We start from the raw sequence: 26,471 nt of genomic DNA on the forward strand, positions 1-26,471 counted from the left end.
GCCGTCGGGCGCCGGTGGCCGGGCCGACGCACACTGGTCACATGGCTATCCCCCTCCCCCGGCCGACCGCGGTCGTCGGCCTCACCCGCTCCGCCCTCGACCAGGCGTTCGGCTCGGCCGCCTCGTTCGCCGCCGTGCCGGCCCGCGCGTTCGCGGTGCTCGATGGGGTGGAGGCGCTGCTGGCCCGGATCAACGGGGTGGTGGACCGGATCGAGGGCACCCTGGACCGGACCGACCGGGTACTCACCGACGCCGAGGCGGCGGTCCGCGAGGTGGCGGTGATCAGCGCGGCGGCGACCACCGCGATCGAGACCGCCACCGAGGTCGCCGCGGCGGCCGCCGTGGTGGTCGGCGAGGCCGAGCAGGTGTCCGGCGCGGCGGCCGTGGTGGTCGGGGAGGCCGAGCGGGTGGCCCGGGCGGCCGGCACGGTGGTCGCCGAGGCGGACGCCGTGGCCGGCCGGGCCGCGGGCACGATCGTCGCCGCCGAGCAGGCCACCGCCACGGCGGGCGAGCTGATGGCGGCGTACGAGCCGGCGCTGCGCCGGGCCGCGCCGATGGCGACCCGCTTCATCGAGCAGCTCAGCCACGAGGAGGTGACCGCGGCGATCCGGCTGGTGGACGAGCTGCCCAAGCTCAAGGAGCACCTGACCGCCGACATCCTGCCGATCCTGGCCACCCTGGACCGGGTCGGCCCGGACCTGCACGACCTGCTCGACGTCACCCGCGACCTCAAGCTCGCCGTCGCCGGCATCCCCGGCCTCAACATGCTGCGCCGCCGCGGCGAGCGCCTCACCGACGACCCGACCGACTGACCGGCCGGGGGTCAGCAGTCGCAGCGGACGGCCGTGCGCGGAGCCGTCAGGTCGTCGACCGGCCGGCGGGTCTCCCCGGTCGGGGTACGCACCGGCAGCCCCTCCCGGACCCAGTACTCGTAGCCGCCCAGCATCTCCTTGACCCGGTAGCCGAGGCGGGCGAACTCCAGCGCCGCCCGGGTGGCGCCGTTGCACCCCGGCCCCCAGCAGTAGGTGACCACCGCCGCGCCGGCCGGCACCAGCCCGGCGGCACGAGTGGCGATCTCGGCCGTCGGCAGGTGCACCGCGCCGGGCAGGTGCCCCTGCCGCCAGGCGTCCGGCCCCCGTGAGTCCACCACCACCAGGCCGGACACCCGGGCGGTCAGGTCGGCGTGCACGTCGCTGACGTCGGTCTCGAAGCTCAGCCGGTCGAGGAAGTGGGCGGCGGCGGCGGCCGGGTCGGCCGGCGGCACCGAGAGCGTGTACGACATGCCTCCGATCCTGGGTCGGCCACCGCCACCGGCGGGAGTGGCGGGAACGACGTCCTCCGCTAATATCCCGCCATGACCCGTACGGTGGCCGTGCTGGCGTACCCGGGGATGTCGGTCTTCGAGACCGGCATCGTCACCGAGGTGTTCGGGCTGCCCCGCCCCGAGTTCGACGTCGACTGGTACGCGCTGACCGTCTGCGCGGAACGCCCCGGCCCGGTTCCGGTGGTCGGCGGCGCCGCCCTGCACACCCCGTACGGCCTCGACATGCTGGCCGGGGCCGGGACGGTGATCGTCCCCGGCGTGCCCGACGTGACCGCCGACCCGTCACCGGAGCTGGTCACCGCGCTGCGCCGGGCGCACCGGGCCGGCGCGCGGATCATGTCGATCTGCTCCGGGGCGTTCGCGCTCGCCGGCGCCGGCCTGCTCGACGGCCGGCGGGCCACCACCCACTGGCGGTACGCCGACCTGCTGGCCCGGCGGTACCCGCGCGTCGAGGTCGACCCGGACGTGCTCTACCTCGACGACGGCGACGTGCTGACCAGCGCCGGCAGTGCCGCCGGCCTGGACCTCTGCGTGCACGTCGTCCGCCGGGACTTCGGCGCGGCGATCGCCAACGCGGTGGCCCGGCGGCTGGTGATCCCGCCGCACCGCGACGGCGGGCAGGCGCAGTTCATCGAGGCGCCGGTGCCGGCCGACCCGGGCGACGACCGGATCGCCCGCAGCATGGACTGGGCGCTGGCCCACCTCGCCGAGCCGCTGACCGTGCAGCGGCTGGCCCGGCAGGCGCACATGTCCTCCCGCACCTACCTGCGGCAGTTCGCCCGGGCCGCGGGGACCAGCCCGATCCGCTGGCTGATCGACCAGCGGGTGCGGGCCAGCCTGGTGCTGCTGGAGTCGACCGGACTGCCGGTCGCCGAGGTGGCCCGGTCGGTCGGGTTCGACAGCGCGGTCACCTACCGGCACCACTTCGGCCGGGCGATGCGCACCTCGCCGTCGGCGTACCGCCGGGCGTTCCCCCGCGACGCCACCTGACCTGGCGGTCGCGGCTGACCGGGCGCTCCGGGGCGGCCGGGGTCGCGGGTGGGTGGTGTCAGCCGGCCGGCGGGGCGTAGAGCGCGTCGATCTCGTCCCGCCGGGGCAGCGCCACCGAGGCGCCGAGCCGGCGTACGCAGGCCGCGCCGGCCGCCGCGGCCCAGCGCACCGCGTCCAGCACCTCCCGGCCCTCGCCCCAGGCCACCGCCAGCGCGGCGGTGAACGCGTCGCCCGCGGCGGTGGTGTCGACGACGTCCACCTGGACCGCCGGCACGTGCACGTCCGCGCCGTCCCGGTCGCCGTACCAGGCGCCCTCGCCGCCGAGGGTCAGTACCGCGCGGGGCACCAGTTCCAGCAGCGCCCGCGGCTCGTCCCGGCCCCGGCCGGTGAGCGCCTGTGCCTCCGGCTCGTTGACCACGAGCAGGTTCACCGCGGCCAGCAGCTCGGCCGGCACCTGCCGGGCCGGCGCGGCGTTGAGGATGACCCGGGTGCCGGCCTCCCGGGCCGCCAGCGCCGCGGCGGTCACCGTCTCGACCGGGATCTCCAGCTGCGCGACCAGCACGTCTGCCCCGCGTACGGCGTCCAGCTCGCCACCGGTGAGGCCGGTGAAGGCGGTGTTGGCGCCGGGGGTCACCAGGATGGCGTTCTCCCCGACGACGTTGACCATGACCAGCGCCACCCCGGACGCGCCGTAGACCACCCGCAGCTGGCCGGTGTCCACCCCGGCGGCGGTGATCCGGGCGCGCAGGGTGACGCCGAAGGCGTCGGAGCCGATCGCGCCGAGGAAGGCGCAGGACGCGCCGGCCCGGACCGCGGCGATCGCCTGGTTGGCGCCCTTGCCGCCGGGCACCGTCACGAAGTCGCTGCCGAGCACGGTCTCCCCGGGCCGCGGCAGCGTCGGGCCGGTGCCCACGAGGTCCATGTTCGCGCTGCCCACCACGACGACCCGGGTCTGCCGCACCACGACCTCCTGCCGACCTGCACGTTGCGGCGAGTCTAGGACCAGCCGTCGGCCGGGAGCCGGCCGGCTCAGGCGGCCCGGGCGGTGTACCGCTCGCCGCGCCGCTCGACCACCAGCGGCAGGCCGAAGGTCTTGGAGAGGTTGTCGCCGCTGAGCGTCTCGGCGAGCAGCCCCTGGGCGACCACCCCGCCCTCGCGCAGCAGCAGCGCATGGGTGAAGCCCGGCGGGATCTCCTCGACGTGGTGGGTGACCAGGACGAGGGCGGGGGCGTCCGGGTCGTACGCCAGCTCGGCCAGCCGGGCCACCAGGTCCTCGCGCCCGCCCAGGTCGAGCCCGGCGGCCGGCTCGTCGAGGAGCAGCAGCTCGGGGTCGGTCATCAGGGCGCGGGCGATCTGCACCCGCTTGCGCTCGCCCTCGGAGAGCGTCCCGTACGCCCGCTCGGCGAGGTGCCCGACACCCAGCTGCCCGAGCAGCGCGCGGGCCCGGGACTCGTCGGTGCGGTCGTAGCTCTCCCGCCACCGGCCGACCACCGACCAGGCTGCGGTAACCACCACGTCGCTGACCCGCTCCTCGGCGGATACCCGCTCGGCCAGCGCGGAGGTGGAGAGGCCGATGCGCATCCGCAGCTCGTTGACGTCGGTGCGGCCGATCCGCTCGCCCAGCACGTGCGCGGTGCCGCTGGTCGGGTGCAGCCGGCCGGCGGCCAGGTTGAGCAGGGTGGTCTTGCCCGCGCCGTTGGGGCCGAGGACGACCCAGCGCTCGTCGAGCTCGACCCGCCAGTCCACGTCGTGCAGCAGCGCGGTGCCGGAGCGCCGGACGCCGACACCGTCGAGGCTGACCACCAGATCCTCGTCCACGGGTGCGGGGGCGGCGGGGGCGCCGGCGGCGCCGGGGATCAGGTCACCAGTCACCGCTCCATCCAACCACGCAGCCCGCGGGGTGCCCCCCATGGGCGGCGGCCTCGCCTTAGGGTGAGGCCCCGTGTCGTTGGTCACCATCTCCGGAGGACGTCACATGCCCGATCGAGGTCAGGAGCGCTGCGGATGAGCGCGGTCGTCGAGATCGAGGGCCTACACAAGACGTTCCACACGCTGCGGCAGGGGCGCCGGGTCGCGGTGGACGGCTTCGACATGGTGGTCGAGGCGGGGCAGGTGCACGGGTTCCTCGGCCCGAACGGCTCCGGCAAGACCACCACCCTGCGCGCGCTGCTGGGCCTGGTGAGCGCCGACGGCGGCCGGATGAGCGTGCTCGGCGCCCCCGCGCCGGAACAGCTGGCCCGGGTGGCCGGCCGGGTCGGCGCGATCGTGGAGAGCCCGCAGTTCTTCGGAAACTTCACCGGTCACCGCACGCTGCGGCTGCTCGCGCTGGCCGGCGGGGTGCCGACCGGCCGGGTCGACGAGGTGCTGGAGCAGGTCGGGCTGCGCGACCGCGGCCAGGACCGGGTCAAGGGCTACTCGCTGGGCATGAAGCAGCGCCTGGCGGTGGCCTCCGCCCTGCTCAAGGATCCCGAGCTGCTGATCCTGGACGAGCCGGCGAACGGGCTGGACCCGGCCGGCATCCGCGAGATGCGGGACCTGATGCGGTCGCTGGCCGAGGCGGGGGTGACGGTGCTGGTCTCCAGCCACATCCTGGCCGAGATCCAGCTGATCTGCGACCACGTCACGATCATCTCCCGGGGTCGCCGGGTGGCGGCGGGCCGGGTCGAGGAGGTGCTGGCCGGCTACGACCAGCACGAGTGGCAGGTACGGGTGGCGGAGCCGGGCCGGGCCGCCGACCTGCTGGGGGCGGCCGGCCTGTCGGTCACCGACCACGACGGGCGGCTGGTGGTCACCGGCGCGGAGGATCCCGAGCTGATCGCCCGCACGCTGGGCGAGCAGGGCGTCTGGGTACGCGAGCTGACCCCGATCCGCCCCGACCTGGAGAGCGTCTTCCTGGAGCTGACCGGCACCCCACCACATCCGACACTGCCGCGGCAGGTGGGCGAGGCCGCCCTGCCCGGGGAGGGACCTGACGCACCCATGATCGACATCGACGTGACCGCCGGCCGGGGGGTGCAGGCGTGAACCTCGTCCGTGCCGAGGCGGAGCGGCTCGCCGCCCGCCGTTTCGTCCAGCTGATGCTGGTGCTGCTGGCCCTGGCCTTCGCCATCACCACGGCGACCACCCTGGTCGGGTCGCACCAGCCGTCGGCGAGCGAGGTCGCCGCGGCGGAGGCGCAGCTCGCCCAGGTGATCCGCGGCATGGAGGCCGACCATCAGTACTGCCTGAAGGTCAAGGCGGGCGAGTTGCCGGTCGACGAGAACAGCTACCTGCCGGCCGACTGCAGCGAGGTGGACCCGGTGCTCCGGGACCAACTGCCGGTGGTCGCCGACTACCTCTCCGGCGTCTTCGTCTTCGGCCAGCAGGCGGGTCCGCTGCTCTACTTCCTGATCGCCTTCCTGGTGCTCTTCGGTTTCCTGGTCGGGGCCTCCTACATCGGCGCCGACCTGAACTCCGGCGGGGTGGTCAACCTGCTGCTGTGGCGGCCGCGCCGGCTCACCGTGCTCGGCGCGAAGCTGGGCACGCTGCTCGGGGTGGTGACGCTGCTGTCGCTGGTGGCGACGGTGGTCTACCTCGGCACGTTCTGGACGATCGCGCAGGCCGCCGGGCTGCCGGGCCGGCTGGACGCGGCGTTCTGGCAGGACCTGGGCGGCCGCTACGGGCGCGGCCTGGTGCTGGTGCTGCTCGCCACCGCGCTGGGCTTCGGCATCGCCACGCTGGGCCGGCACACCTCGGCGGCGCTCGGCGCGGTGGCCGCGTACGCGGTGGTCTGGGAGCTGGGCGCGCGGCTGGTGTTCGAGATCCTCGACGTGGCCCGACCGGACCAGCTGATGCTCTCCACCTACATCGGTGCCTGGCTCAACGGCCGGATGGAGCTCTACGACGACCAGGTCTGCCGGAACTCGACCGGTTTCGGCTTCTGCGACGGCACGTACACGATCACCTGGGCCCCGGCGCTGCTGGTGCTGGTGGCCCTGGCCGGCGCGGTGACGGCGGCCGCGTTCGCGGTGTTCCGCCGGCGCGACCTGATCTGAGCGGTCGTCGGGCCGGGCGCCCGGCACGACGACGGCGCCCACCGGCCCGGCCTCGGCAGGATCTTGCCGAGGTCGGGCCGGTGGTGAAGAATTCCTTCACATGGCGGGTGGCGTACGGCGACGGGGGTCAGCCGACCGTCGACCCGAAGACCTCGTCCCGGACGGCGTCCAGCGCCGTACGCAGCGCGCCGCGCAGGATCGGCTCCTCGGTCAGCCCGGTCGGCACCACCCGGGGCCGGACCAGCGTGATCGCGGCGACCTCCTGCTGCACCCGCTCGGCCAGCGCCGCCCCGCCGGCCTGCCCGACCTCGCCGGCGAGCACCACCAGCGGCGGGTCCAGCACCACGCAGGTGCTGGCCACGCCGAGGGCCAGCCGCCGGGCCAGCTCGTCGAGCATCGGGGCGCCGGCCGTACCGGCGGCGACGGCGTCGCGCACCGCGTCGGCCGCGCAGCCGGCGTCGAAGCCGTGCTCACGGGCCACCGCGCGAACGGCGTCCGCCCCGGCGAGCTGCTGGAACGCCGGCTTGGCCCGGCGGGAGACGTCGCGCGGGATCGGCACCCCGGGCACCGGCAGGTAGCCGATCTCACCAGCCGCGCCGGTGCTGCCGTGGTGCAGCCGCCCGCCCAGCATGATCGCCAGACCGACGCCGGCGCCCACCCAGACCAGCACGAAGTCCGCCAGCCCCTGGGCCGCGCCGGACTGCGCCTCGGCGACGGCGGCGAGGTTGACGTCGTTCTCGAAGACCACCGGGGTGTGCAGGTCCTCGCGGAGCGCGGCGAGCAGGCCGCGGTGCCAGCGCGGCAGGTTGAAGGCGAAGGTGATGTCGCCGGTGCCCGGGTCCACCAGGCCGGGGGTGCCCAGCACCACCCGCCGCACGCTGGACAGCTCCGCGCCGGCGCTGCTCGCCGCCCGCACCACGGCGTTGTGCACCACGCCGACCGGGTCGTCGGTGTCCCGGGTGGACTGCTCCACCCGGCCGATGACGGCTCCGGTGATGTCGGCGCAGGCCGCCACCACCCGCTCCGCGCCGACGTCCACCCCGACCACGTGCGCGCTGCCCGGGCGTACCGCGTAGAGCTGGGCGTTCGGGCCCCGCCCGCCGGCCTGCTCACCGACCCGGGTGACCAGCCCGCGCTCCTCCAGCCGCTCGACCAGCTGCGAGGCGGTGACCTTGGACAGGCCGGTCAGCTCGCCGAGCCGGGCCCGGGTCAGCGGGCCCCGTTCGAGCAGCAGCTCCAGTGCCGCTCGGTCGTTGAGCGCCCGCAACAGGCGGGGTGTGCCGGGCAGCCGGGTCGCACTCATGCCACGTCCTCTGGTTTCCGTAAACTTCGCCAACCGAATCGACCTGCGGGCGGGTGCCCGTAGCGTATCGGCCACCCCGTACCCGGGAACTCGGACGACCGACCGCTCCCGGTGCGACACTCGTGCCGTCCGGCACCGAAGGGGGAAAGACACGTGGGGCTGGATCCAGGACTGCGCCGGCTCGCGCTGGGCACGCTGCTCGCCGCGTACCCGGGGCCGGTGCCGCCGCAGTGGGCCGTCGACCTGGTCGCCGAGGGGCTGGCCGGGCACACCCTGTTCGGCACCAACGTCCACGATCCCGCGCAGGTGGCCGCGAGCACCCTCGCGCTGCGCACCGGCCGGCCGGACGTGCTGATCGCCATCGACGAGGAGGGCGGCGACGTCACCCGGCTGGCGCACGCCACCGGCAGCCCGTACCCGGGCAACGCGGCGCTCGGCGCGGTCGACGACACCGCGCTCACCGGCCGGGTCTACGCGGCCATCGGCGCCGAGCTGGCCGCCCTCGGCATCACCGTCGACCTGGCCCCGACCGTCGACGTCAACACCGCCGACGAGAACCCGGTGATCGGCACCCGGTCGTTCGGCGCCGATCCGGCCCGGGTCGCCGCGCACTCCGCCGCCGCCGTCGAGGGTCTCCAGTCGGTCGGGGTCGCCGCCTGCGCCAAGCACTTCCCCGGGCACGGCGCCACCGTGGCCGACTCGCACCACGAGCTGCCCACCGTGGACGTGTCCCCGGCCCTGCTGCGCGAGCGCGACCTGCCGCCGTTCGCGGCGGTCGTCGAGGCGGGCACCCGGGCCGTGATGACCGCGCACATCCGGGTGCCGGCGCTGACCGGGGACGGGCCGGCCACGTTCAGCCGGGCCGTCCTGGTCGACCTGCTCCGCGGCGAGTACGGCTTCACCGGCACGGTGATCACCGACGCGCTGGAGATGCAGGGCGCCGCGCTGGCCGCCGGCGGGGTCGGCCCGGCCGCCGTGCGCGCGCTGGCCGCCGGCGCGGACCTGCTCTGCATCGGCGCGAAGGTCGACGCCGCGCTGGTCGAGCACGTGGCCGGCGAGATCGTCGCGGCGATCGGCGACGGCCGGCTGGACCGCGCCCGGGTCGAGGAGGCGGCCGACCGCACCGCCGCGCTCGCCGCCTGGACCCGGGCCGCCGGCATCCCGCCGACCATCCCCACCGACCTCGGGTACGCCGCCGCGCGCCGGGCGGTCCGCGTCGAGGGCGTGGTCGACGGGCTGGCCCGGCCGCTGGTGGTGCAGCTGCACGCCACCGCCACCATGGCCGAGGGGCGGGTGCCCTGGGGTCTGGGCCCGCACCTGGACGGCCTGGAGGAGGTACGCGTCGTCGCCACCGAGACCGATCCCGCCGCGCTGGGGCGGCTCGCCGACGGCCGGCCGATCGTGCTGGTCGGGCGGCACCTGCACCGGCTGCCCGGCGGCGCCGCGCTGGTCGACGCGCTGGCCGCCGCGTACCCGGTGACCGTGGTGGAGATGGGCTGGCCGGGGCGCTGGCGGCCGACCGGCGTACGCGCCTTCGTCACCACCTACGGGGCGAGCCACGCCAACGGCCGGGCGGCGGCGGAGGCGCTGGGGCTGATCGGCTGAGGCCTGGTTGCGGCGCTGCCGCCGGCCAGCGGTGGCCGGGGCGCTACAGCTAGGCGGCAGGGGCGTCGGGGTCGACGGCGGACGGGCTCTGGTGCCGGGGCGCGAGCCCGATCAGGCTGTCGACGCCGGTGATCCGCAGCACCCGGGCCACCACCGGCTGCGGGTCGACCACCCGGAACCTGGCACCCCGACCGACGGCCTCGGCGGCCCCGCGCAGCAGGGCGGCGACCCCGGTCGAGTCCAGGAAGGGCACCTCGGCGAGGTCCACCACCAGCTCCACCGTGTCCGGCAGGTCGAGGGCGGCGTCCAGAGCGTCCTGCACCACGGCGGCGGTGGCGATGTCCAGGTCGCCGACGGGCCGCAGCACGATCCGCCCGCCGTCCTCGTGCCGCCTGTCCACCCGCATGTCCCGCTCCTCGCCGCCGTCGCGGCACGACGATACCCGCCGGACGGCGCGACAGCCCGGACCCGGTCCGCCGCCCGCCCCGCCCCGCACGCTCCGTCACCATCGCCGCCCACCGGGTCGACGACTCTTGCCGCAGCTCAAGTCCACTACTGGACACGCCGAAACGGTCGGTTACCTCTTGCTCACGGGCCGATCCGTACGTAGCGTCACCATCAGCGGGACCGGTCGGCGGGTCCGCCGACGCACAGAGGGCCTGGGGGAAGGCTGCGGACCGTGGATTCGGCCCGGAATCCACGGTCCGCGCCCTGCCACCACAACGCGGCACGGCGCGGTCAGCGGGGATAGACGCCGTACGATCGCCAGCCCCGGTCCGGGAAGCCGGCCGCGTCGGCCACCAGGGCGGAGGCGACGTTGGCCGGATCATGCCGGTACGTCGGGACGGCGCCCTCGTCGAGCACCCGCCGGGCGGCCTGGGCGACCAGCTTGCGGGCCAGGCCCCGGCCACGCGCGGCCGGCGCCGTACCCACCGCCAGCTCGTGTCCGTGCTTGTCGTGCCGCTTGATCCCGACACCGGCGAGGTAGCCGCCGTCGGCGTCCCGGACCACCAGCACCTCCCGGTCGAACAGCCGCAGCCAGGGCGGGAACGCCGAGTCGGTCGGTGGGACCCACTGCCCCACCTCGGGCAGCGGGGCCGGGTCCAGGCACCAGCGGAAGACGTCGTCGGCCAGCATCCAGTCCGGTTGGCCGACGGCGGCGGGCAGCGCCGCGAGCAGTTCGGCCTCCGGCCCGCGGGCCAGCGCGCGGATCGCCTCCACCCGCTCCGGCGGCACCGAGAGCACGGTGCTGCCGGCGGACTGCACGGCGATCGCCGGTCGCAGCCGCCCGTCCCAGGCCGGTCGCCCGCGCCGGCGGGAGCCGACGACGTGCAGGCCGGGGCCGGCCGGCCACTGGCCCAGCCAGGTGACCAGGTGCAGGTAGAGCCGGCGGTCGAGCACCGGACACCTCCCTCGCCCGCTCGGGTACGACCACCTCGTCGTGATCACCGTACGCCGTGCCGGCCGGGCCGACCGCACGTTGCGCCGGACGTGGGCCGGTTGACGGCCTGACCGCCCGGGTAGACGTACCGAGTGAGGCCGATGCCCGGGAACCCGAGACATCGATCGACCGTCATATTCATTTCCATACATGTACAACTTCTTTTGGGACGGTAATGGTCATGCCGAATCAGCCGAATGACCGGTACCAGCAGGACACCGCGAGGATCTGGCGGGCGGCCGAGGCCGCCGGGCGATTTCCGGCCCAAGCGCCGTACCGGGAGGCGCGGACCGGGCGCGGGGTGAACGCCGCGCTCTCCTGGGGCGACCTCAACAGCCTTCCCGCGGGCGTCTCCTCCCGCCGGGGCCTCACCGCCCGCTGACCCGCGCCGGAGAAAGCGGCGACACACCCGGGGCGTCCAGCCGGGGCTTTCGCACACCTGTCGGGTAGCGTCTTGTGGTCCGAAACTCGGCCTACGACAGGAGAAGCTCCGCGCATGGGCAAGAAGACGATCCACGTCTCCGACTTCAGTGGCACGGTACTGCGGGCCGACGACGAGGTGGTCAAGGTCGTCGTGCTGGAGCACCCTGACCTGGTGGCCGGGCCCGTGCAGCTGGACGCCACCCCGATCGAGGTGGAGAGCATCGACGACGCGGCGCTGGACGTGGCGGTGGTGGAGATCCACGACCGGCACGGCGGCGGCGAGCCGCGCCGGGTGGTGCTGACCGCCAGCGAGTTCGACGCGATGGCCACCGACGTACCGATGGCCCAACTGCTGCGCACCGCCGAACGGGTACGCCCGCCGAAGGCGCGCAAGAGCGCGGAAAAGATCGACTACGGCACCATCGAGCACGCCGGCCGGCCGCACCGCGGCCGGGTCACCGAGGAGGAGGCCCGACTGGTCCGCGAGCAGCTGGACGAGGTGAACAAGCGCCTCGCCGACGCCGGCATCCGGCAGGTCGACCCGACCGACCCGGAGCACGCCGCCCGCTACGGCTTCCCCGTCGCCGTCGCCTGACCCCGTACCCGTCGATGGCCGGGGCGTCCCCCCGTGCCGCGCCCCGGCCACCGACGGACCGTCACCACCCCCGCGCCGGCCGGGCGCGACAATGGGACGGTCCATCTGGGACTCTGCCGACATCCGGAGGGCGGGAACTCCCCGGTGCGGGGGACATCGCGTCCCCCGCGAGGGTCACCGGTACAGCGCCAGGGCGGCCATGATCCGTTCCTCGACACCGTCCTTGCCCAGTCCCAGCCCGGAGAGCACGCCCGAGCCGTCCTCCAGTTCCAGCAGGGCGAGCAGGATGTGCTCGGTGCCGATGTAGTTGTGCCCGAGGCGCAGCGCCTCCCGGAAGGTCAGTTCGAGGGCCTTCTTGCCCTGCGCGTCGTAGGGGATCAGGTCGGGCACCTGGTCGGCGGGGGGCGGGAGCGCCGCCGTCGCCGCCTGCCGCACGTCGTCCAGCGACACGCCCTCCTCGACGATCGCCTTGGCGGCCAGCGCCTCCGGCTCGGCCAGCAGCCCCAGCACCAGGTGCTCGGCGCGGATCTCCGCGTGCCCGGTGGCGCGGGCCTCGTTCTGCGAGGCCATGACCACGTTGCGGGCCCGCGGGGTGAAGCGGCCGAAGCCGGCGCTCGGGTCGAGGGCGGCGGCCGCGTCGACCTTCGCGGCCGAGCGCTTCTGGGCGGCCTGCTTGCTGACCCCCATGCTCTTGCCGATCTCGGTCCACGAGGCACCGGAGCGCCGGGCCTGGTCCACGAAGTGGCCGATCAGGTGGTCGGCCAGCTCGTCCAGGTGGTCGGCCGCGATGACCGCGTCGCTGAGCTGGTCGAGCGCGTCGGGATGGGCCTTCTTGATGGCCTGGATGAGGTCGTCGAGGCGTACCGGGTTGGCCATCTGGATGGGATCCGTCATGCGTCAACCATAGGTTGACGAGCCTTCGTCGTCAACGACAAGTTGACGATCTACCGTCGGTCCACGGACGCGGCAGGCCGCGCGCCCCCGTCCGGACGGGGGCGCGCGGCCGAGCGTGCGCCGGGCGAATCAGCGGCCCGCGGGGACCGTCACCAGCTCCGGCACGGGGGCCGGCCGGCGGTCGGCCGACGCGCGCCGCCCGGACGGGACGGCGAGCGCCGCCACCGCGGCCGCCAGGGCCAGCCCGGTGAGGACCAGGAAGCCCAGGGTGAAGCCGGCCTCCCGGGGCAGCCCGTTCGCCTGCGGGTGGGCGGTGATCACGCCGCTGACCACGGCCGCGCCGACGGCGCCGCCAATGGTGCGGATGTTGGCGTTCATGCCGGTCGCCACCCCGGTCTGCCCGGCCGGGACGGTGCCGACGATGAGGTTGGCCATCGAGGCGAAGGCCAGCCCGATGCCGAGGCCGACGAGGGCGCCGGCCACCCCGATCTCCCAGCGGGTGTCGTGCGCGACCGTCAGCATCGCGGAGGCGAGCACGTTGAAGGCCGCGCCGGTGGCGAGCTGCGCCTTGGCGCTGAAGCGCGACTCCAGCCGGCCGGCGAGGAGGCCGGCAACGAACATGCCGACCAGCATGGGCAGCATCAGCAGGCCGGCCTGGGTGACGGTCGCGCCGAAGCCGTAGCCGGCCACCGTCGGGGTCTGCACGAACTGCGGCAGGAACGCGTAGACGGAGAACATGGACGCGCCGTAGAGCAGGGCGACCAGGTTGGTCGTCCAGACTCCGGGCAGACGCATCATCCGCATGTCGATCAGCGGGTTGCTGGAGCGGATCTCGGCGACCAGCCAACCGGACAGCAGCACCGCGGCGAGCGCCAGCAGGCCCATCACCCGAGCCGAGGTCCAGCCCCAGGCGACGCCCTTGCTGATCGGCAGCAGCAGGGCGACCAGCCAGCCGGACAGCAGCAGGGTGGCCCGCCAGTCGATCCGGCCGGGGGTACGCACCGGCGACGCCGGCACGACGAAGTACGCGGCGACGGCGGTCAGCCCGACGACGACCATCGGGATCCAGAACAGCCACCGGTAGTCGAGGGCGCCGACGATCGGGCCGGCGAGCACGACCCCCAGGCCGCCCCCGGCCGCGACGATCGCCGAGATGGCGGCCACCGCGGAGGAGACGCGCGCGGCGGGGAACTCGTCGCGGATGATCCCGAACGACAGCGGGAAGACGGCGCCGCCGACACCCTGGACGATCCGGGCGACGATGAGCACGCCGATGCTCGGCGCGACGGCGGCCAGCAGGCAGCCGAGAGCAAGCGCGCCGAGGGAGACGACGAGCATCCGTTCCTTGCCCACCATGTCGCCGACGCGGCCCAGGATCGGCGTGAAGATGGACGCGGAGAGCAGGTAGGCCGTCAGCACCCAGGTGACGGTGTTCTGGGACGTGTGCAGGTCGTGCTGGATGGTCGGCAGCACGGGGGTGATCAGCGACTGGAGCATCGCGAAGAACCCGGTGCCGGCCGCCAGGACGAGGAAGGTGAGCCGGCGGGAGCCGCGACGGACGGTCTCTGTCATGCGGGAAACTCCAATTCCGCGTACGGAGAGGACGACGGGCAGGTGCGCTCGTCAGGGCTTCGGGGCGGCGCCGGTCGCCTGTTCGGCGGGATCGGCGCCGTGTGCCCGGGGAGGTAAGCTAAGCGGAGGCATGGCTCCGGACAGTTCCGGAGGAGTGCCTCCACTAAGCTAGCGGAGGGGTGCCTCCGGTTGCAACCGAGGTGAGGTGACGCACGTCATGGCCAGCGCGGGACAGAAACCCGACGTCTTCGCACGGCGCCCCAAGCGGGCCGACGCCCGGCGCAACTACGAGTCGCTGATCGCGGCCGCGCGCGAGGCCTTCGCCGAGAACGGAGCGTCCGCCTCGCTCGAAGAGGTGGCCCGGCGCGCCGGGGTGGGCATCGGCACCCTCTACCGGAACTTCCCCACCCGGCAGGCCCTGTTCGAAGCCGTCTACGTCGAGGAGGTCCGGGCGCTGAGTCGCTCCGCCGCCGACCTGGCCGACCTGCCCCCGTGGGACGCGCTCGTCGCCTGGCTGCACCGGTTCGTCGGCTACGTCGCCACCAAGCGGGCCCTGGCCGAGGAACTGCTGCACGACTCCGAGATCTTCCGGAGTTGCCGCACGGAGATCTACACCGCGGGCGAGCCGCTGATGCGCCGCGCCCAGGGCGCCGGGGCGGTCCGCGCCGACATCAGCTTCGACGACGTGGTCCGGCTGCTCAGCGGCCTCACCATGGCCCAGTTCCCCGAGCCGGAGCAGCGCGAACGGGTGCTGGGCGTCGCCCTCGACGGACTACGCCCGCCAACCAGCCTGCGCTGACGCGAGCTCGATGCTGACGGCGGCCCCAGCGCGGTACGGTCGCTGGTCCAAGCACACCCTCGCGGGCAGAACGGCCCCGACGCCTTGCGAGTCCGAGCCGCTCGCGACTTCACCACCCCGGCCACTTGTCGATTGCTTCAGCATTACATCCGGCAAAGATGCGATCGCACTCCCAACTACAACCTGACCAGTCATAGTTCGGATTCTCCCGCGAATTATCCGCACACGCCGCCTTGCAATTGAGCCAAGCCGCATTGCATCGTGAAGTGCCATACGGGTCGTCTTCCCACATCAATCCGGACGGCGAGACGTCCATGAATTGCGAGCCAAACCCGGGCGCTGGCCAAGGATTCCGGCCATACGCGAGCGGACGGGTCGGAGCAAAGTAGGGACGGCGGGCAACGGCGGAAGGTGCCGCGAAGTGCCCCGGCGGCGGCGAAGGCGGCGGGGTCCGTCGGTGCACCGCCGACGCGTGGACCTGCTGGAACACAGAAGCGACCGTCTCGTTGACGAAAGAAATCTCGACCACTGGAAGTCGCTTGCCACAGCAGTCCCGCACCTCGTCGGTGACGGTCACCGCCTCGATCTCATTCTTGGCAATGACGATGCTCCGGCCGCAGGCACATCCATTGCCGGACTGCACGGGTGTGACCCGCACCTGGTCGCTGGAGCCGGGGACGGATTCGACACTTCCACGGATCGCACCCTGCGTTTCAAGCAGGGCGTCAAGGCTCAGTCGTTCCTTCGGCATCGAATCTCCTCAGCGGCGATCAGGCACATTGGAGAAGGCTAGTGGGCACCGACCCCCAGCATGCCCAATTCGATGTTTTTGACCTTCTCGGCCGGTAGCGGTCAACGGCAGGCGTCTGCCCGGACGTGCACACCGCACCACGGCGGCAGGTCGGCGCCCACACCCGCCGGCCGCCGGCGTCTCGGCGGGTCTCGAACCGCCACGGGAGGGCTGCCCCCGCTGAGGTGGGCCTGCTTGTTCCACCAGATTGGGTGGACCTGGACGGCCACCGTCGCGCGGTCGTGCAACAGTTGGTCCGGCTACGAAGGGGTGCTGGGCGTCGCCCTCGACGGACTACGTCCGCCGCCACCCTGCGCTGACCCGCAGCTCCGACCCGGTCCCGTGCGGCGCGACCTCCGGCGTGCGACCACCGCGTCAGGTGGCCACCACGTAGGGGAACGTGCTGGAGCGGGCCCCCTGGGTCACGTCCGCGGTCAGACCCGAGGTCATCCCCGTGTTCAGCACCAGGGAGAACATCACCTCCGGGGCGTTGTCCAGCATCGTGCGCCCGTTCCGCACGGCGAAGCCGTAGTTCGCCGGCGTCCCGACCCGGTACGACAGCAGATCGGGGTAGACCTGCCGGGCCACGCTCCAGCCGTACGCGTTCGGATCGGGAGCGGTGCCGTTCGCGGCGACCACCCGCGCGACGGTCGAGGCGATGTTCTCGCCGTCCGCCTTCAGGTCGTCGCAGGGGTGCCGGACGTTGGCGGGGTCGGAGAAATCGGTGTCGGTCGGCCAGAAGATCGGCCACATCATAGGGTGGCCGGCCCGGTTGATCGGCCGCCATCCGCCGGCGTCCGTCGCCAGCTTCGTGGTGCACCAGACGCCGATCTGCGACCCGTCGCGCAGCATCGGCTCGTCGTGCGACACCTCGAGGACGATCGACTCGACGGTGGTGCCGGCGAAGCTGTTCTTCGCGTTCTCCGGTCGCCACTTCGAGCGGTCCAGCTCGGCGCCGTTCTTGAAGGCGTCGTTGACGGTCGCGAGCTGGTCCAGGTCGATGTAGAAGGGATCGGTGATCCGGCCGGCCCAGAGCCGCAGGACGTCGTTGCTCACCACCTCGCCGGTTCGCCCCTGGACGAGCAGTTCGCCGGTCGCCGCGTCGCTGCGCGCTTCGGTGCTGGTCAGAGCGTGCAGCGTCAGCGCCTGCCGCCCGTCGGCGTCCGGTTCACCGAAGGCCACCCGATAGGTGAGCTCCTCGAGATCGGCGCCATTGAAGTGAATCTTGAACTCGTACCGCGCCTCGTGGTGGAAGCCACGCTTGATGTCGGCCCGGGTCACCGAGCTGTTGACGTCCATGACGAAGACCGTGCCGCGCTCGCCGTCGAAGACGTACAGGTCGTTCAGGTAGAGCTGACCGTTCTGCGCGGCGAGCGGGGTGTCGAGATGGTGCGACATCGGCTGACTCCTCGAGGGATCCGGGCACGGCACCCTGAGACTAGGCGACATTTGCTCTGTTTTTAGGGCTTATGAGCCCTTTTGCATGCCTTGCTGGGCACGTCATCGCGCAGCAGGAGACGACGGGCCCACATGACACCCGCCGTCGGTGTCTGCGTCCGGAACCCGCCCTCAAACACGTGGCTGGCGTAAGGCAGGCGGGTGCACGTGTCCACGATCACTGCACGGCGTCCACCGCCGGCCGGAACGGTCCCACCGCTCCCAAGCAGCCAGACCATCACAGAGACGCGAAGAAGGCTCCAGCCTGATGGAGAACCACCAGGCGGAGCCTTGATCACCGGTGCGCCGCCAGGGACTCGAACCCCGAACCCGCGGACCAAGAGGCATGTCCATAGTCACGGTCCGGCCAGCACGGTGGCTGCGGTGCTGGTAGCGATCAGCGGCGGCAGGCGGACCATCACCGGCGCCAAGCTGGCAAGCGCAAGAAGTCCGATGACCCGGGACGCGGAAACCCGGGCGAACACCTCGTGCTCGAGACGGGACCGCCCGGCCAGGAACAGCGCGGGCCCACCCAGGATGACGGTGAGCCACAGCGGGTCCCCGTGTAGGACCGAATGGTGGATGACCAGTGCGTGGCCGACGCCGGTGGCGAGGATGCCGGTCACGATGAGCAGGTGGGTGTGGAACTCAGCCCGACCGAGGCGGGCTGGGCTGGGGATGGCCTCGATGGCGGCGGGCAACACCGTCCCAGCGCGGTGGAAGTAGATTCGCCACATCAGAATCGTGGTGGCGAAGGACACGACGCTCGGCACTACCCGATCGGGGGTGAACTGCCCGGCGAACGTCAGTCCCGTGAGCAGGATCGTCTCGCCGAGCGCGATGACAACGAACTGCTGATAACGCTCGGCGAGGTGCTCGCCGGCGAGCTTCCAGTCCTCGATACGGGTGCGGCCAAGTCCCGGAACGGGCCAGCCGAGTATGAGTCCCGTGTAGTCCAGCACCAACGCCAGCGTCCACAGGACCCCCGCGCGCGGGACTCTGCGGGAAGAGGACCGCCCCAGCGATCCAGGGTAGGGCGGATGCCGCTGCCCAGCAGAGTGCCCGCGTGGGACTGTGCCGTTCAAGGTCGTACCGGGCGAGCAGGAGGACGAGGGGCTTGCCGAGTTGGATGGCGACGTAGGTGACCGCGAAGACCACGCCTCGATCGCCGAACGCAAAGGGCAGCGTAACCGCCATGATCATGCTGCCGAACATGACCAAGACGAGCACGAGCCGGATCGCCCATCTTCGCGGCTCGAAGGCGCTGGTCACGATCGCCGCGCGGACCCAGGTCAACCAGAGGGCCAGCAGCAACAACGCCGTCTGACCGAGTTCTGGCAGAACGACCCGCCGCTGTGTGGTGAAGTCCACGATCAGCCGCTCCGAGATCCGGGTGAGCGCGAAGACATAAACCAGGTCGAGTAGGAGCTCCCCCTCGCGGCCACGGAGCAGACCACGCAAGCCACCGACCGTCATCTTCCGCCGTTTTCGTCCGCCTCGCGCCGCTATTGACGCAGTCGTACCACGCCGGTCAGGGCCTCCGGACGCGGATAGGCGGAACCCTAGGCGGCTGACTAATCCCCTGCTTCACCCTCTCGGCGGCCCCTGCCCGGCGTGCATGTCGCGCACCCTACAGGGCGACTCATCCGTCGTTCGGCCCACAAGTCGCGGCGTCCCGGTGAAGCGCCCATCTAGGCCCGCATCCGCGCTTAGCATCGGGAAGAGTGACCCGCGATCACGGTCCATGGGTGCCCGCTCCGGCAGCGGTTGCCGCAAGGCAGGTTCGGACGCGCCTGCCCCCGTCGTTCGCTCGCTCGCTCGCCACGAGCTCGACACATGGGAGCAACCGGATGAGCTTCATCACGACCAAGGACGGCACCGACATCTACTACAAGGACTGGGGTACCGGCCCCGTCGTGACCTTCTCCCACGGCTGGCCGCTGAACGCGGACGCCTGGGACGGGCAGATGCTCTTCCTCGTCCAGAACGGCTTCCGGGTGGTCGCGCACGACCGCCGTGGTCACGGCCGGTCGAGCCAGGCTCGCAGCCGTAACGACATGGACGGGTACGCCGACGACCTAGCAGCGGTCATCGAGGCACTCGACCTACGCGACGCCACCCTGGTCGGCCACTCGACCGGCGGGGGTGAGGTCGCCCGGTACATCGGTCGCCACGGCACCGGGCGGGTCGCCAAGGCGGTCCTCATCTCGGCCGTACCGCCGATCATGGTGCAGAGCCCGGACAACCCGGAGGGACTGCCGATCAACGTCTTCGACGAGCTGCGCGCCAACCTGTTCGCTGACCGGTCGCAGTTCTACCAGGATCTGGCTCAGATGTTCTACGGCGCCAACCGACCGGGCGCCAAGGTCTCGAAGGGCATCCTCGACCAGTTCTGGCTGTGGAGCATGCAGGCCGGTCTGCTGAACGCGTACGAGAGCATCAAGGCGTTCTCCGAGACGGACTTCCGTGACGACCTGGCGAAGTTCGACGTCCCGACGCTCGTGCTGCACGGCGAGGACGACCAGATCGTCCCCGTGAAGGACTCGGCGCACAAGACCGCCCAGCTGGTCGCGAACGCGCAGGAGATCTACTACCGGGGCGCACCGCACGGCGTCACGTCGACCATGCAGGACCAGGTCAACAAGGACCTGCTCACGTTCCTGCAGAGCTGACCGGACTCGTCGCCAGCGTCCGGTCAGACGTCCGGCGCGGGGCACTCGGCCGGGATCGGCGGCAGCGGCGGCCAGGTCCCGGCCGGCGTCGTCACTCACCCTGAAAACAACATCTGGGCATCCACCCGCGAGGGTGGATGCCCAGATGATTGCTGGTGCGCCGCCAGGGACTCGAACCCCGAACCCGCGGATTAAGAGTCCGCTGCTCTGCCAGTTGAGCTAGCGGCGCTCGCTGGCAACGGATGGGCACCCTACCTAACCGCCGATCGGGTCCGGAGACAGGTTCCCGCCGATCTCGCCGATGTGATCGGTAGCCCCTCCTCCTGTCACAACCACCCGCGCTGCGCCGCGTGCGCCCCGGCCTGGAAACGGCTGCGGGCCTGCAGGCGTTCCATGAGGGCGGCCGTGATCCGCCGTACGGTACGAAGCGACAGTCCGAGCTTGCGGGCCGCAGCCTCGTCCGTGTGGCCGGCCGCCAGGATCCGTAGCACCTCCCGTTCGAACGGCTCGACGCCGTCCTCGGCGACCGGTGCCGCGACGCCGATCGGGTTCGCGGTGCGCCAGATCTGCTCGAACAGCGCGTAGATGGCGGCGACCACCCCGGCGTGTGTCACCTCGACGCCACCCCGGCTCGAATCGTTCGGGTCCAACGGCAACAACGCGGTACGTCGATCCACGACGACCATCAGCATGGGGAGTGTCGGCGTCGTCCGTATCTGGCCGCCCAGGCCGGTCAGCCAGCGCGCGTAGGCCACCACGTCCGGGTCGTTGCGGTAGCTGTCCTGGTACACGCAGCGGATGGCGACGCCCCGCTCGATGGCGAGCTGGTTGAGGGGCTTGCTCGACTCCCTTCCGGCCGGCGCCTGAGCACTGCCCGGATTGAGCGACACGCACTCGACCCGGGCGTCCATCGCCAGTTCCTCCAGCCGGAGCCGTACGGCGTCCACGTCCTCGTACCGTCGGACACCCTCCTGGGCGCGCGCCGCGTGCTGCTCGGCGGCGATGGACTTGATCGCCGCGCGGGTGGCCTCGACTTGGCGCTGGCGTTGCAGTACGTCCGCCTCGGCGCGGGCCAGCAGCGCCGCGAGCCCGACTTCCGGGGACACCGGCCGCATCGAGCCCGGCTGAACGGAGGACGGCCGGAGCAGGGCGAGATCGGCGAGTTCGTCGAGCGCGGCACGGACCGTGTCGTCCTCGATGGCGAGGTGTCCGGCCAGATCGGCGACCCCCATGTCGGGCAGCGCGAGCATCGCGCGATAAACCTGTTCGGCCTGTTCCGTGACGCCCAGTGGTTCGAGCACCCCAACCTCCGCCCCCGTGGTGAGCCGAGTATCTGGACGGCTCTCTCGATGCGCAAGGCCGTGGGACGGAATGATGGGCTGCTGGCATCAAGGTGCCATGCAGCTTCGTGCCAGGCCGCGGATCGTGACATCACCGAACCGGGCCGGCAGGCTCTGCGCAGAGCCGGCGATCGATCTCCACACGGGGAACCGCCGGACTCGAATTCACCGCATTCCCGCCACAGGACGGAGTTCGCCATGAATCCATCGATGCGCATCATTTTTATCGTCGCCGCTACGGCGGCGGTCACGATCGGCACGGGAACGCCCCACACGACGGGGCTCGGCGGAAGTGCGGTGACCTCCGTCGTGCCGGTGGCCGGCGGTTTCGAATGGGCCACAAGTCCCGCAGGCGCGTCCCTCATGGGCGGCGACGCCGTCGATGGCGGCTTCGAGTGGGCCTGACGTGCGGATGGCGGTCTTCACACTCCCCCGTCGGCAACGACCGCACCCCACCGACGAGGAAATCCTTCGCGATCTGATCTGGGCGCACACACAACCGCCGGAGCAGGTCGAGCACGTTCGGGTACGGGCGGGTCCGGAACAAATTCGCGTGACCCTGTTCGTACTCGGCGCCGACTCCCTCGCGGCCGTGCAGGTGGCCGAGGCCATCCGCCGTCGCATCAGCGCCCTGCCGGCCTTCCGCGACTGACGAATCCCGCACCGCGCCAGGCGGCACGGCTGCCCGCGAATTCCCCGCAGACATCATCGACTCAAGAGATGAGTGACCACCCATATGATCACCACCGCGAGACGCAACCGCAGAACGCGATGGCGCGCGGCAACCACCGCCGTCCTCCTCACTCTCGGCATCGCCCCGGCCGTCAGCCCCGACCCTGCTCGGGCGGAGACACCTCAGATCACCAGCATGTCGGCGGCCCAGCTCAACACCACGTTCAACGACTACGGCAACGCCGGCGGCCACTGGACCGGCGGCGACAGCACGGCGTCGGTGCCGCTGCCGGACGGCCGCACGGCCTGGCTGTTCTCGGACACCTTCCTCGGCACGGTCAACGCAGACGGTAGTCGCCCCACCGGCACCCCCCTGGTCAACAACACCATCGTGGTACAGAGCGGCACCTCCCTGGTCGACACGCTGCACGGCGGCACCAGCACCGCACCGCAGGCGCTGGTCAAGCCCAGCCAGACCGACGAGTACTTCTGGGTCGCCGACGGCACCGTTGAGAACGGCGCCCTGAAGGTGCTCTACAACCGGTACCGCCGGTCCGGCACCGGCAACCTGGACTTCGAGATCACCGGCACCTCGTTGGCAACGTTCGCCCTGCCGGGTCTCACGCTGACCGGTGTCACCGACCTGCCCCTGAGCAACACCGTCGCCTGGGGTTCGGCGATCCTCGAGGACGGTGCCTACACCTATGTGTACGGCTCGGAATCGTCGGACGGCCTGAGGTTCGCCAAGATCGCGCGCGTGCCGAGCGGCGGCCTCGGCGGCGCCTGGCAGTTCTGGACGGGCTTCGGCTGGTCGGCCACCGAGTCCTCGGCCGCCAGGGTGCTCAGCGGCGTCGGCACCGCGTACGGGGTGCAGAAGGTCGGCAACGAGTACGTCCTGCTCACGCACGAGAACAACCTCATCTTCGACGCGCAGTACCTGACGTACACGGCACCGTCGCCGACCGGCCCGTTCAACACCCCGCAGTACGTGTTCACGGCCCCGGAACAGGTGCCTGGCGAGCCGATCGTCAGCTACGACGCACGCCTGCATCCCCATCTGGCGCCGACCGGGAAGCTGCTGGTGTCATACAACGTGAACACGTTGGACGACGCGCGTACGTACGCCGACGCCAGCATCTACCGACCACGCTTCGTCGAGGTGACGTGGCCGCGGCCGACACCGGATCCGGCCACCCTGCCCGGCAGGCCGACCGGCCTGACCGTCGACATCGACAGCCTGGGTGTCGCGACCCTGAGTTGGCAGCCCGTCGCCGGCGCAACCGGATACCGTGTCTACCAGCGGGACACCACCGCTGGCCAGACGCACTTCGCACGGTTGGCCAGCACGGTCACCGGAACCTCCGCAAAGCTCGACCGACTGATGAGCGAGCACGTGTACGAGTTCAAGGTGACCGCTGTCGGCGCCGCCGGCGAGGGAGGCTTCTCGGACACGGTGAGCGCGACTCCGACCGTCAGCGCTCCTCCGGCACCCACCGCTGTCACTGCGACCGCCGACGACCAGGGCAGCATCACGCTCTCCTGGGCGCCTGTCCCGACCGCCTGGAACTACCAGGTGTACCGCCGCGACGTCACCGCCGGTGAGACGGAACGCTCCTTCGTGACCCGGCTCGGCGGTACCGTCACGAGCCACACCATGCAATGGCTGGAGCCGGGCCACGTATACGAGTTCCACGTGGTGGCCTCCCACGGAGGCGGCGACTCGCCGGCGTCGGCGACGGCGACAGCCACCGCCCGCTACGCGCCACCCCCGGCCCCCACCGGGCTGACCGCCACGGCGAATCCCGACGGCTCCATCGGAGTCTCCTGGACGGGCCTCGATACGAGCGTCTTCTACTGGGTCTACCAGCGGGACGTCACCGCCGGCGAGACGGAGTTCACGAAGCTGGACGTGCCGACCGAGGCGACCTCGATGACGGCCGCGTTCCTGACCCACGCCCACCGGTACGAGTTCAAAGTGGCCGCGTCCAACCGCGGTGGCGAGGGAGCCGCCTCCGCGCCGGCCAGCGCGACGTCCGCGTACCCGAAGCCGGCCCCGCCGTCGGGCCTGACCGCCACGGTGGGCGACGGCGAGGTCGTGCTGAACTGGTCCGCCAGCAGTACGCCCAACGTGTGGTACCTGGTGTACCAACGCGACGTGACGGCGGGCGAGAGCGCCTTCACGCAGTTGCCGCTGCCGATCACCGAGTGCTGCACGGTCAAGGCCGCGTACCTGATGAACGGGCACCGTTACGAATTCAAGGTCACCACGACGAGTCAGGGCGGCGAGTCGACCGCGACCAATCTGGTGCAGGCCACCCCGCAGATGCCGCTGCCCGGCCAGGTGACCGGGCTGACCGCGACCGCGCAGAGCAACGGCACGATCAAGCTCGCCTGGACCGCCCCCGGCGACAACCTGTGGTTCGACATCTACCAGCGCGACGTCACCGCCGGTCAGGCGTTCAGCAAGCTGCCACTGCCCGTCACCACCTGTTGCACATTCACCGCCGACGTCCTGACCCACGACCACATTTACGAGTTCAAGGTCACGGCGACGAACGCCGCCGGAGCGGGCCCGCAGTCCGCCGCGGCCCAGGCGACCGCTCACTACGACCCACCCGCGGCACCCACCAACCTCCGGGGCGAGTCGGCCGGGGACGGCACGATCCACCTGGACTGGGATCCGCCCGCCGCCGGAAGCTTCTACTACTGGGTGTACTTCCGCGACGTGACCGCCGGGCAGGCCACCTTCACCAAGGGGCAGTTCCCGACCAACCGCACTGAGGTCGACCTGGCCTACCTGGCCTACGGCCACGTCTACGAGTACAAGGTCGCCGCCTCGAACGCGGGCGGAGAGGGGCCGACGTCGACGACCGTGCGGGTGACCGCCACCGGAGGGCTGCCAGCCGCCCCGACCGGGCTGACCGCCTCTGCCGGCGACGGTGAGGCACGGCTGTCCTGGACAGCCAGCTCCACCAGCGGCGTGACGTACGACGTCTACCAGCGCAACGCCTCCGCCGGGCAGTCCTGGCAGAAGTTGCCGCTGCCGGTCAGCGGCACCTCGATGACGGCGTCCTACCTGGCCAACGGCAGCACGTACGAGTTCAAGGTGACCGCCTCGAACTGGGCGGGCGCGAGCGGGGCCTCCAACGTCGCGTCGGCACGGCCGATGCCGCCGTTGCCCGCCGCCCCGAGCGGTCTGACCGCGAACCCGGGCGACGGTCAAGCGACGCTGCGCTGGACGGCGAGCCCGTCCAGCAACGTGAACTACATGATCGAGATGCGTCCTGTCGGCGGCGTGTGGGACCAGCTGCCGATCGGTGTGTCCTGCTGCTCGTACACCGTGAAGCTGCTGCGGAACGGGACCACCTACGAGTTCCGGGTGCGGGCGCACAACATCTCCGGGGACTCCGCCGCCACCGGCGTCGCGAGCGCCCGGCCGATGCCGCCGTTCCCGCAACCCGCCTCGGGCCTGACCGCGACCCCGGGCGACGGCCAGGCCACCCTCAAGTGGGCGGCCAGCTCCACCGCGGGCGTCTCGTACCGGATCGAAATGCGGGCCAGGGGTGGCAACTGGCAGGCCCTGCCCTTCGCGGTCCCCTGCTGCTCGTACACCGTCAAGCTCCTGCTGAACGGCACCACCTACGACTTCCGGGTGCTGGCCACGAACCTCACCGGTACCGCGGCCGCCACCAACACCGCGAGCGCCAGGCCGATGCCGCCGATGCCCTCCGAACCGGACGGTATCGTGGTGGACCCGGAACACTCCTGGGCCGTGATGGACACCTGGGTGTCGTTGAGCTGGGCGCCGAACAAGACGCGGGGGGTCTGGTACTCGGTCCACCTCAGGAACGTCTCCACCGGTTCGTCGTGGTTCGAGGTGTACCGGAGGAACGCCCCCGACTCGACGTACGAGACCCTCTACAACCTCCCGGGCGGCACCTACGAGTTCAAGATCAGGGCCTTCAACATCACCGGCTCCGTGGAATCGGGGCCGTTGCGGGCCGAGGTCAAGAAGAGGAAACCCGACCTCTACCACTCCTTCACGGCGGCCACGACCACCAGCCGTGACGCGTGGAGTTCCGCGCGGGCGAGCCAGTCGGTCTGGAGCGAGTACTACTTCGACTGGTCCGCCGACGGATGCAGCTTCAAGCTCGGGGACCATCGCGCCGACTACATCGTGATCTACGACAACGACTTCTTCCGGAGGCCGTGCGAACGTCACGACTTCGGCTACCGCAACCACGGTTGGTGGGGCACAAAGGACTACATCGACTGGGCCTTCGCGTACGACATGCAGAAGAAGTGCCAGGCGGACGCCGCCTTCAAGCTCCAGTGCGAGCATGACGCCTCGATCTACTTCGCCGGGGTGCAGCTACTGGGTGGCAGCGCCTGGAACGGGCTGTAGCCGCTCGGAGGCCATGGCCGGTGGCCGGTGACCCGTCTGTCGAGTCACCGGCCACCGCGCCGTCGGTCGCCCCCCCCCCCCCCCCCCCCCCCCCCCGAGCGTGCGACGAGCTGCCGTGGCCAGGGGCCGGGATGATCTAGGTAGCTGTGCGTGCGGACCGGTCAAGACGGCCTGG

Annotated in this window: 23 protein-coding genes, 1 tRNA gene and 1 pseudogene; 11 read left to right on the forward strand and 14 right to left on the reverse strand. The window is 71.9% G+C overall.

Annotated features, from left to right (window positions below; genetic code table 11):
* Positions 1-41 precede the first annotated feature (41 nt).
* Positions 42-812, forward strand: a complete 771-nt coding sequence (locus GA0074696_RS26615; RefSeq protein ID WP_088963622.1) for a hypothetical protein — start codon at positions 42-44, stop codon at positions 810-812.
* 11 nt (positions 813-823) lie between these two features.
* On the opposite strand, the gene GA0074696_RS26620 is transcribed toward GA0074696_RS26615, so the two are convergent.
* Positions 824-1,282, reverse strand: coding sequence for a rhodanese-like domain-containing protein (locus GA0074696_RS26620; RefSeq protein ID WP_172894450.1), 459 nt, complete (start codon positions 1,280-1,282; stop codon positions 824-826).
* Between the two features lie 72 nt (positions 1,283-1,354).
* On the opposite strand from GA0074696_RS26620, the gene ftrA reads away from it, so the two are divergent.
* A complete protein-coding gene (gene ftrA, locus GA0074696_RS26625) occupies positions 1,355-2,314 on the forward strand; it encodes a transcriptional regulator FtrA (protein ID WP_088963623.1) in 960 nt (319 codons plus the stop codon).
* Positions 2,315-2,372: 58 nt separating this feature from the next.
* On the opposite strand, the gene GA0074696_RS26630 is transcribed toward ftrA, so the two are convergent.
* Both GA0074696_RS26630 and GA0074696_RS26635 read right to left on the reverse strand, forming a co-directional pair.
* Positions 2,373-3,275, reverse strand: coding sequence for a ribokinase (locus GA0074696_RS26630; RefSeq protein WP_088964826.1), 903 nt, complete (start codon positions 3,273-3,275; stop codon positions 2,373-2,375).
* A gap of 68 nt (positions 3,276-3,343) precedes the next feature.
* Positions 3,344-4,225 (reverse strand): ABC transporter ATP-binding protein, encoded by an 882-nt coding sequence (locus GA0074696_RS26635; RefSeq protein ID WP_172894451.1) that lies wholly within the window; start codon positions 4,223-4,225, stop codon positions 3,344-3,346.
* Between the two features lie 93 nt (positions 4,226-4,318).
* Between GA0074696_RS26635 and GA0074696_RS26640 the strand changes: the two genes are divergently transcribed.
* Positions 4,319-5,338, forward strand: a complete 1,020-nt coding sequence (locus tag GA0074696_RS26640; RefSeq protein ID WP_088963625.1) for an ABC transporter ATP-binding protein — start codon at positions 4,319-4,321, stop codon at positions 5,336-5,338.
* Positions 5,335-6,348, forward strand: a complete 1,014-nt coding sequence (locus tag GA0074696_RS26645; RefSeq protein ID WP_088963626.1) for an ABC transporter permease subunit — start codon at positions 5,335-5,337, stop codon at positions 6,346-6,348. Before GA0074696_RS26640 ends, GA0074696_RS26645 begins: the two co-directional genes overlap by 4 nt.
* Positions 6,349-6,475: 127 nt before the next feature.
* Here GA0074696_RS26645 and GA0074696_RS26650 read toward each other — a convergent pair whose 3' ends face one another.
* Positions 6,476-7,651, reverse strand: a complete 1,176-nt coding sequence (locus GA0074696_RS26650; protein ID WP_088963627.1) for an ROK family transcriptional regulator — start codon at positions 7,649-7,651, stop codon at positions 6,476-6,478.
* Positions 7,652-7,804: 153 nt separating this feature from the next.
* Here GA0074696_RS26650 and GA0074696_RS26655 point away from each other — a divergent pair, with 153 nt between their 5' ends.
* Positions 7,805-9,256: a glycoside hydrolase family 3 protein gene (locus GA0074696_RS26655; protein ID WP_088963628.1), complete on the forward strand. Its 1,452-nt coding sequence runs from the start codon at positions 7,805-7,807 to the stop codon at positions 9,254-9,256.
* A gap of 49 nt (positions 9,257-9,305) precedes the next feature.
* Here GA0074696_RS26655 and GA0074696_RS26660 read toward each other — a convergent pair whose 3' ends face one another.
* Together GA0074696_RS26660 and GA0074696_RS26665 are read right to left on the reverse strand one after the other, a co-directional pair.
* On the reverse strand, positions 9,306-9,662 hold the full coding sequence (locus tag GA0074696_RS26660) for an STAS domain-containing protein (protein ID WP_088963629.1): 357 nt from the start codon (positions 9,660-9,662) through the stop codon (positions 9,306-9,308).
* A 332-nt stretch (positions 9,663-9,994) separates the two neighbouring features.
* Complete coding sequence (locus tag GA0074696_RS26665) at positions 9,995-10,657, reverse strand: GNAT family N-acetyltransferase (protein ID WP_172894453.1); 663 nt, start codon at positions 10,655-10,657, stop codon at positions 9,995-9,997.
* Between the two features lie 221 nt (positions 10,658-10,878).
* On the opposite strand from GA0074696_RS26665, the gene GA0074696_RS26670 reads away from it, so the two are divergent.
* Together GA0074696_RS26670 and GA0074696_RS26675 are read left to right on the forward strand one after the other, a co-directional pair.
* Positions 10,879-11,079 (forward strand): DNA repair protein, encoded by a 201-nt coding sequence (locus GA0074696_RS26670; RefSeq protein WP_088964827.1) that lies wholly within the window; start codon positions 10,879-10,881, stop codon positions 11,077-11,079.
* Positions 11,080-11,193: 114 nt separating this feature from the next.
* Positions 11,194-11,715 carry a hypothetical protein gene (locus tag GA0074696_RS26675; RefSeq protein WP_088963631.1) on the forward strand — a complete coding sequence of 174 codons (522 nt, stop codon included), beginning with the start codon at positions 11,194-11,196 and terminating at the stop codon, positions 11,713-11,715.
* 174 nt (positions 11,716-11,889) lie between these two features.
* On the opposite strand, the gene GA0074696_RS26680 is transcribed toward GA0074696_RS26675, so the two are convergent.
* Positions 11,890-12,609, reverse strand: a complete 720-nt coding sequence (locus GA0074696_RS26680) for a Clp protease N-terminal domain-containing protein (RefSeq protein WP_088963632.1) — start codon at positions 12,607-12,609, stop codon at positions 11,890-11,892.
* A 129-nt stretch (positions 12,610-12,738) separates the two neighbouring features.
* On the reverse strand, positions 12,739-14,181 hold the full coding sequence (locus GA0074696_RS26685; protein ID WP_088963633.1) for an MFS transporter: 1,443 nt from the start codon (positions 14,179-14,181) through the stop codon (positions 12,739-12,741).
* 217 nt (positions 14,182-14,398) lie between these two features.
* Here GA0074696_RS26685 and GA0074696_RS26690 point away from each other — a divergent pair, with 217 nt between their 5' ends.
* Complete coding sequence (locus GA0074696_RS26690; protein WP_172894455.1) at positions 14,399-14,980, forward strand: TetR/AcrR family transcriptional regulator; 582 nt, start codon at positions 14,399-14,401, stop codon at positions 14,978-14,980.
* 109 nt (positions 14,981-15,089) lie between these two features.
* Here the strand turns inward: GA0074696_RS26690 and GA0074696_RS30980 are convergent, their stop codons facing one another.
* From GA0074696_RS30980 to GA0074696_RS32690, 4 genes and pseudogenes are all read right to left on the reverse strand, one after another.
* Positions 15,090-15,731: a hypothetical protein gene (locus GA0074696_RS30980; protein WP_157746115.1), complete on the reverse strand. Its 642-nt coding sequence runs from the start codon at positions 15,729-15,731 to the stop codon at positions 15,090-15,092.
* 414 nt (positions 15,732-16,145) lie between these two features.
* Positions 16,146-17,168, reverse strand: coding sequence for a DUF4331 family protein (locus GA0074696_RS26695; protein WP_088963635.1), 1,023 nt, complete (start codon positions 17,166-17,168; stop codon positions 16,146-16,148).
* A 395-nt stretch (positions 17,169-17,563) separates the two neighbouring features.
* Positions 17,564-18,385, reverse strand: a complete 822-nt coding sequence (locus GA0074696_RS32075) for a low temperature requirement protein A (protein ID WP_331716512.1) — start codon at positions 18,383-18,385, stop codon at positions 17,564-17,566.
* A pseudogene (locus tag GA0074696_RS32690) lies at positions 18,276-18,683 on the reverse strand (low temperature requirement protein A); the annotation flags it as partial. The pseudogene GA0074696_RS32690 and the gene GA0074696_RS32075, both read right to left, overlap by 110 nt.
* A 374-nt stretch (positions 18,684-19,057) precedes the next feature.
* Between GA0074696_RS32690 and GA0074696_RS26710 the strand changes: the two are divergent.
* Entirely contained in the window at positions 19,058-19,879 is an 822-nt protein-coding gene (locus GA0074696_RS26710) for an alpha/beta fold hydrolase (RefSeq protein ID WP_088963637.1), read from the forward strand.
* A 153-nt stretch (positions 19,880-20,032) separates the two neighbouring features.
* Here the strand turns inward: GA0074696_RS26710 and GA0074696_RS26715 are convergent.
* Together GA0074696_RS26715 and GA0074696_RS32080 are read right to left on the reverse strand one after the other, a co-directional pair.
* Positions 20,033-20,108 (reverse strand) — tRNA-Lys (locus GA0074696_RS26715).
* A 97-nt stretch (positions 20,109-20,205) separates the two neighbouring features.
* Positions 20,206-21,180, reverse strand: coding sequence for a helix-turn-helix domain-containing protein (locus GA0074696_RS32080; protein WP_231925159.1), 975 nt, complete (start codon positions 21,178-21,180; stop codon positions 20,206-20,208).
* A 237-nt stretch (positions 21,181-21,417) separates the two neighbouring features.
* Here GA0074696_RS32080 and GA0074696_RS26725 point away from each other — a divergent pair, with 237 nt between their 5' ends.
* Positions 21,418-21,624: a hypothetical protein gene (locus GA0074696_RS26725; protein ID WP_157746118.1), complete on the forward strand. Its 207-nt coding sequence runs from the start codon at positions 21,418-21,420 to the stop codon at positions 21,622-21,624.
* Positions 21,625-22,087: 463 nt separating this feature from the next.
* Positions 22,088-26,296 (forward strand): phospholipase A2, encoded by a 4,209-nt coding sequence (locus tag GA0074696_RS26735; protein WP_172894457.1) that lies wholly within the window; start codon positions 22,088-22,090, stop codon positions 26,294-26,296.
* The last annotated feature ends 175 nt before the right edge of the window (positions 26,297-26,471 follow it).

Origin of the sequence: Micromonospora purpureochromogenes, assembly GCF_900091515.1 — a bacterium.
GTDB classification, from domain to species: domain Bacteria; phylum Actinomycetota; class Actinomycetes; order Mycobacteriales; family Micromonosporaceae; genus Micromonospora; species Micromonospora purpureochromogenes.

Coding starts and splice junctions, on each gene's coding strand:
- GA0074696_RS30980 (WP_157746115.1), bottom strand. CDS start 15,731: ATGCCGAAGGAACGACTGAGCCTTGACGCCCTGCTTGAAACGCAGGGT.
- GA0074696_RS26680 (WP_088963632.1), bottom strand. CDS start 12,609: ATGACGGATCCCATCCAGATGGCCAACCCGGTACGCCTCGACGACCTC.
- GA0074696_RS26725 (WP_157746118.1), top strand. CDS start 21,418: ATGAATCCATCGATGCGCATCATTTTTATCGTCGCCGCTACGGCGGCG.
- GA0074696_RS26735 (WP_172894457.1), top strand. CDS start 22,088: ATGTCGGCGGCCCAGCTCAACACCACGTTCAACGACTACGGCAACGCC.
- GA0074696_RS26675 (WP_088963631.1), top strand. CDS start 11,194: ATGGGCAAGAAGACGATCCACGTCTCCGACTTCAGTGGCACGGTACTG.
- GA0074696_RS26635 (WP_172894451.1), bottom strand. CDS start 4,225: ATGGGGGGCACCCCGCGGGCTGCGTGGTTGGATGGAGCGGTGACTGGT.
- GA0074696_RS26660 (WP_088963629.1), bottom strand. CDS start 9,662: ATGCGGGTGGACAGGCGGCACGAGGACGGCGGGCGGATCGTGCTGCGG.
- GA0074696_RS26695 (WP_088963635.1), bottom strand. CDS start 17,168: ATGTCGCACCATCTCGACACCCCGCTCGCCGCGCAGAACGGTCAGCTC.
- GA0074696_RS26650 (WP_088963627.1), bottom strand. CDS start 7,651: ATGAGTGCGACCCGGCTGCCCGGCACACCCCGCCTGTTGCGGGCGCTC.
- GA0074696_RS26710 (WP_088963637.1), top strand. CDS start 19,058: ATGAGCTTCATCACGACCAAGGACGGCACCGACATCTACTACAAGGAC.
- GA0074696_RS26615 (WP_088963622.1), top strand. CDS start 42: ATGGCTATCCCCCTCCCCCGGCCGACCGCGGTCGTCGGCCTCACCCGC.
- GA0074696_RS26685 (WP_088963633.1), bottom strand. CDS start 14,181: ATGACAGAGACCGTCCGTCGCGGCTCCCGCCGGCTCACCTTCCTCGTC.
- GA0074696_RS26690 (WP_172894455.1), top strand. CDS start 14,399: ATGGCCAGCGCGGGACAGAAACCCGACGTCTTCGCACGGCGCCCCAAG.
- GA0074696_RS26620 (WP_172894450.1), bottom strand. CDS start 1,282: ATGTCGTACACGCTCTCGGTGCCGCCGGCCGACCCGGCCGCCGCCGCC.
- ftrA (WP_088963623.1), top strand. CDS start 1,355: ATGACCCGTACGGTGGCCGTGCTGGCGTACCCGGGGATGTCGGTCTTC.
- GA0074696_RS26670 (WP_088964827.1), top strand. CDS start 10,879: ATGCCGAATCAGCCGAATGACCGGTACCAGCAGGACACCGCGAGGATC.
- GA0074696_RS26640 (WP_088963625.1), top strand. CDS start 4,319: ATGAGCGCGGTCGTCGAGATCGAGGGCCTACACAAGACGTTCCACACG.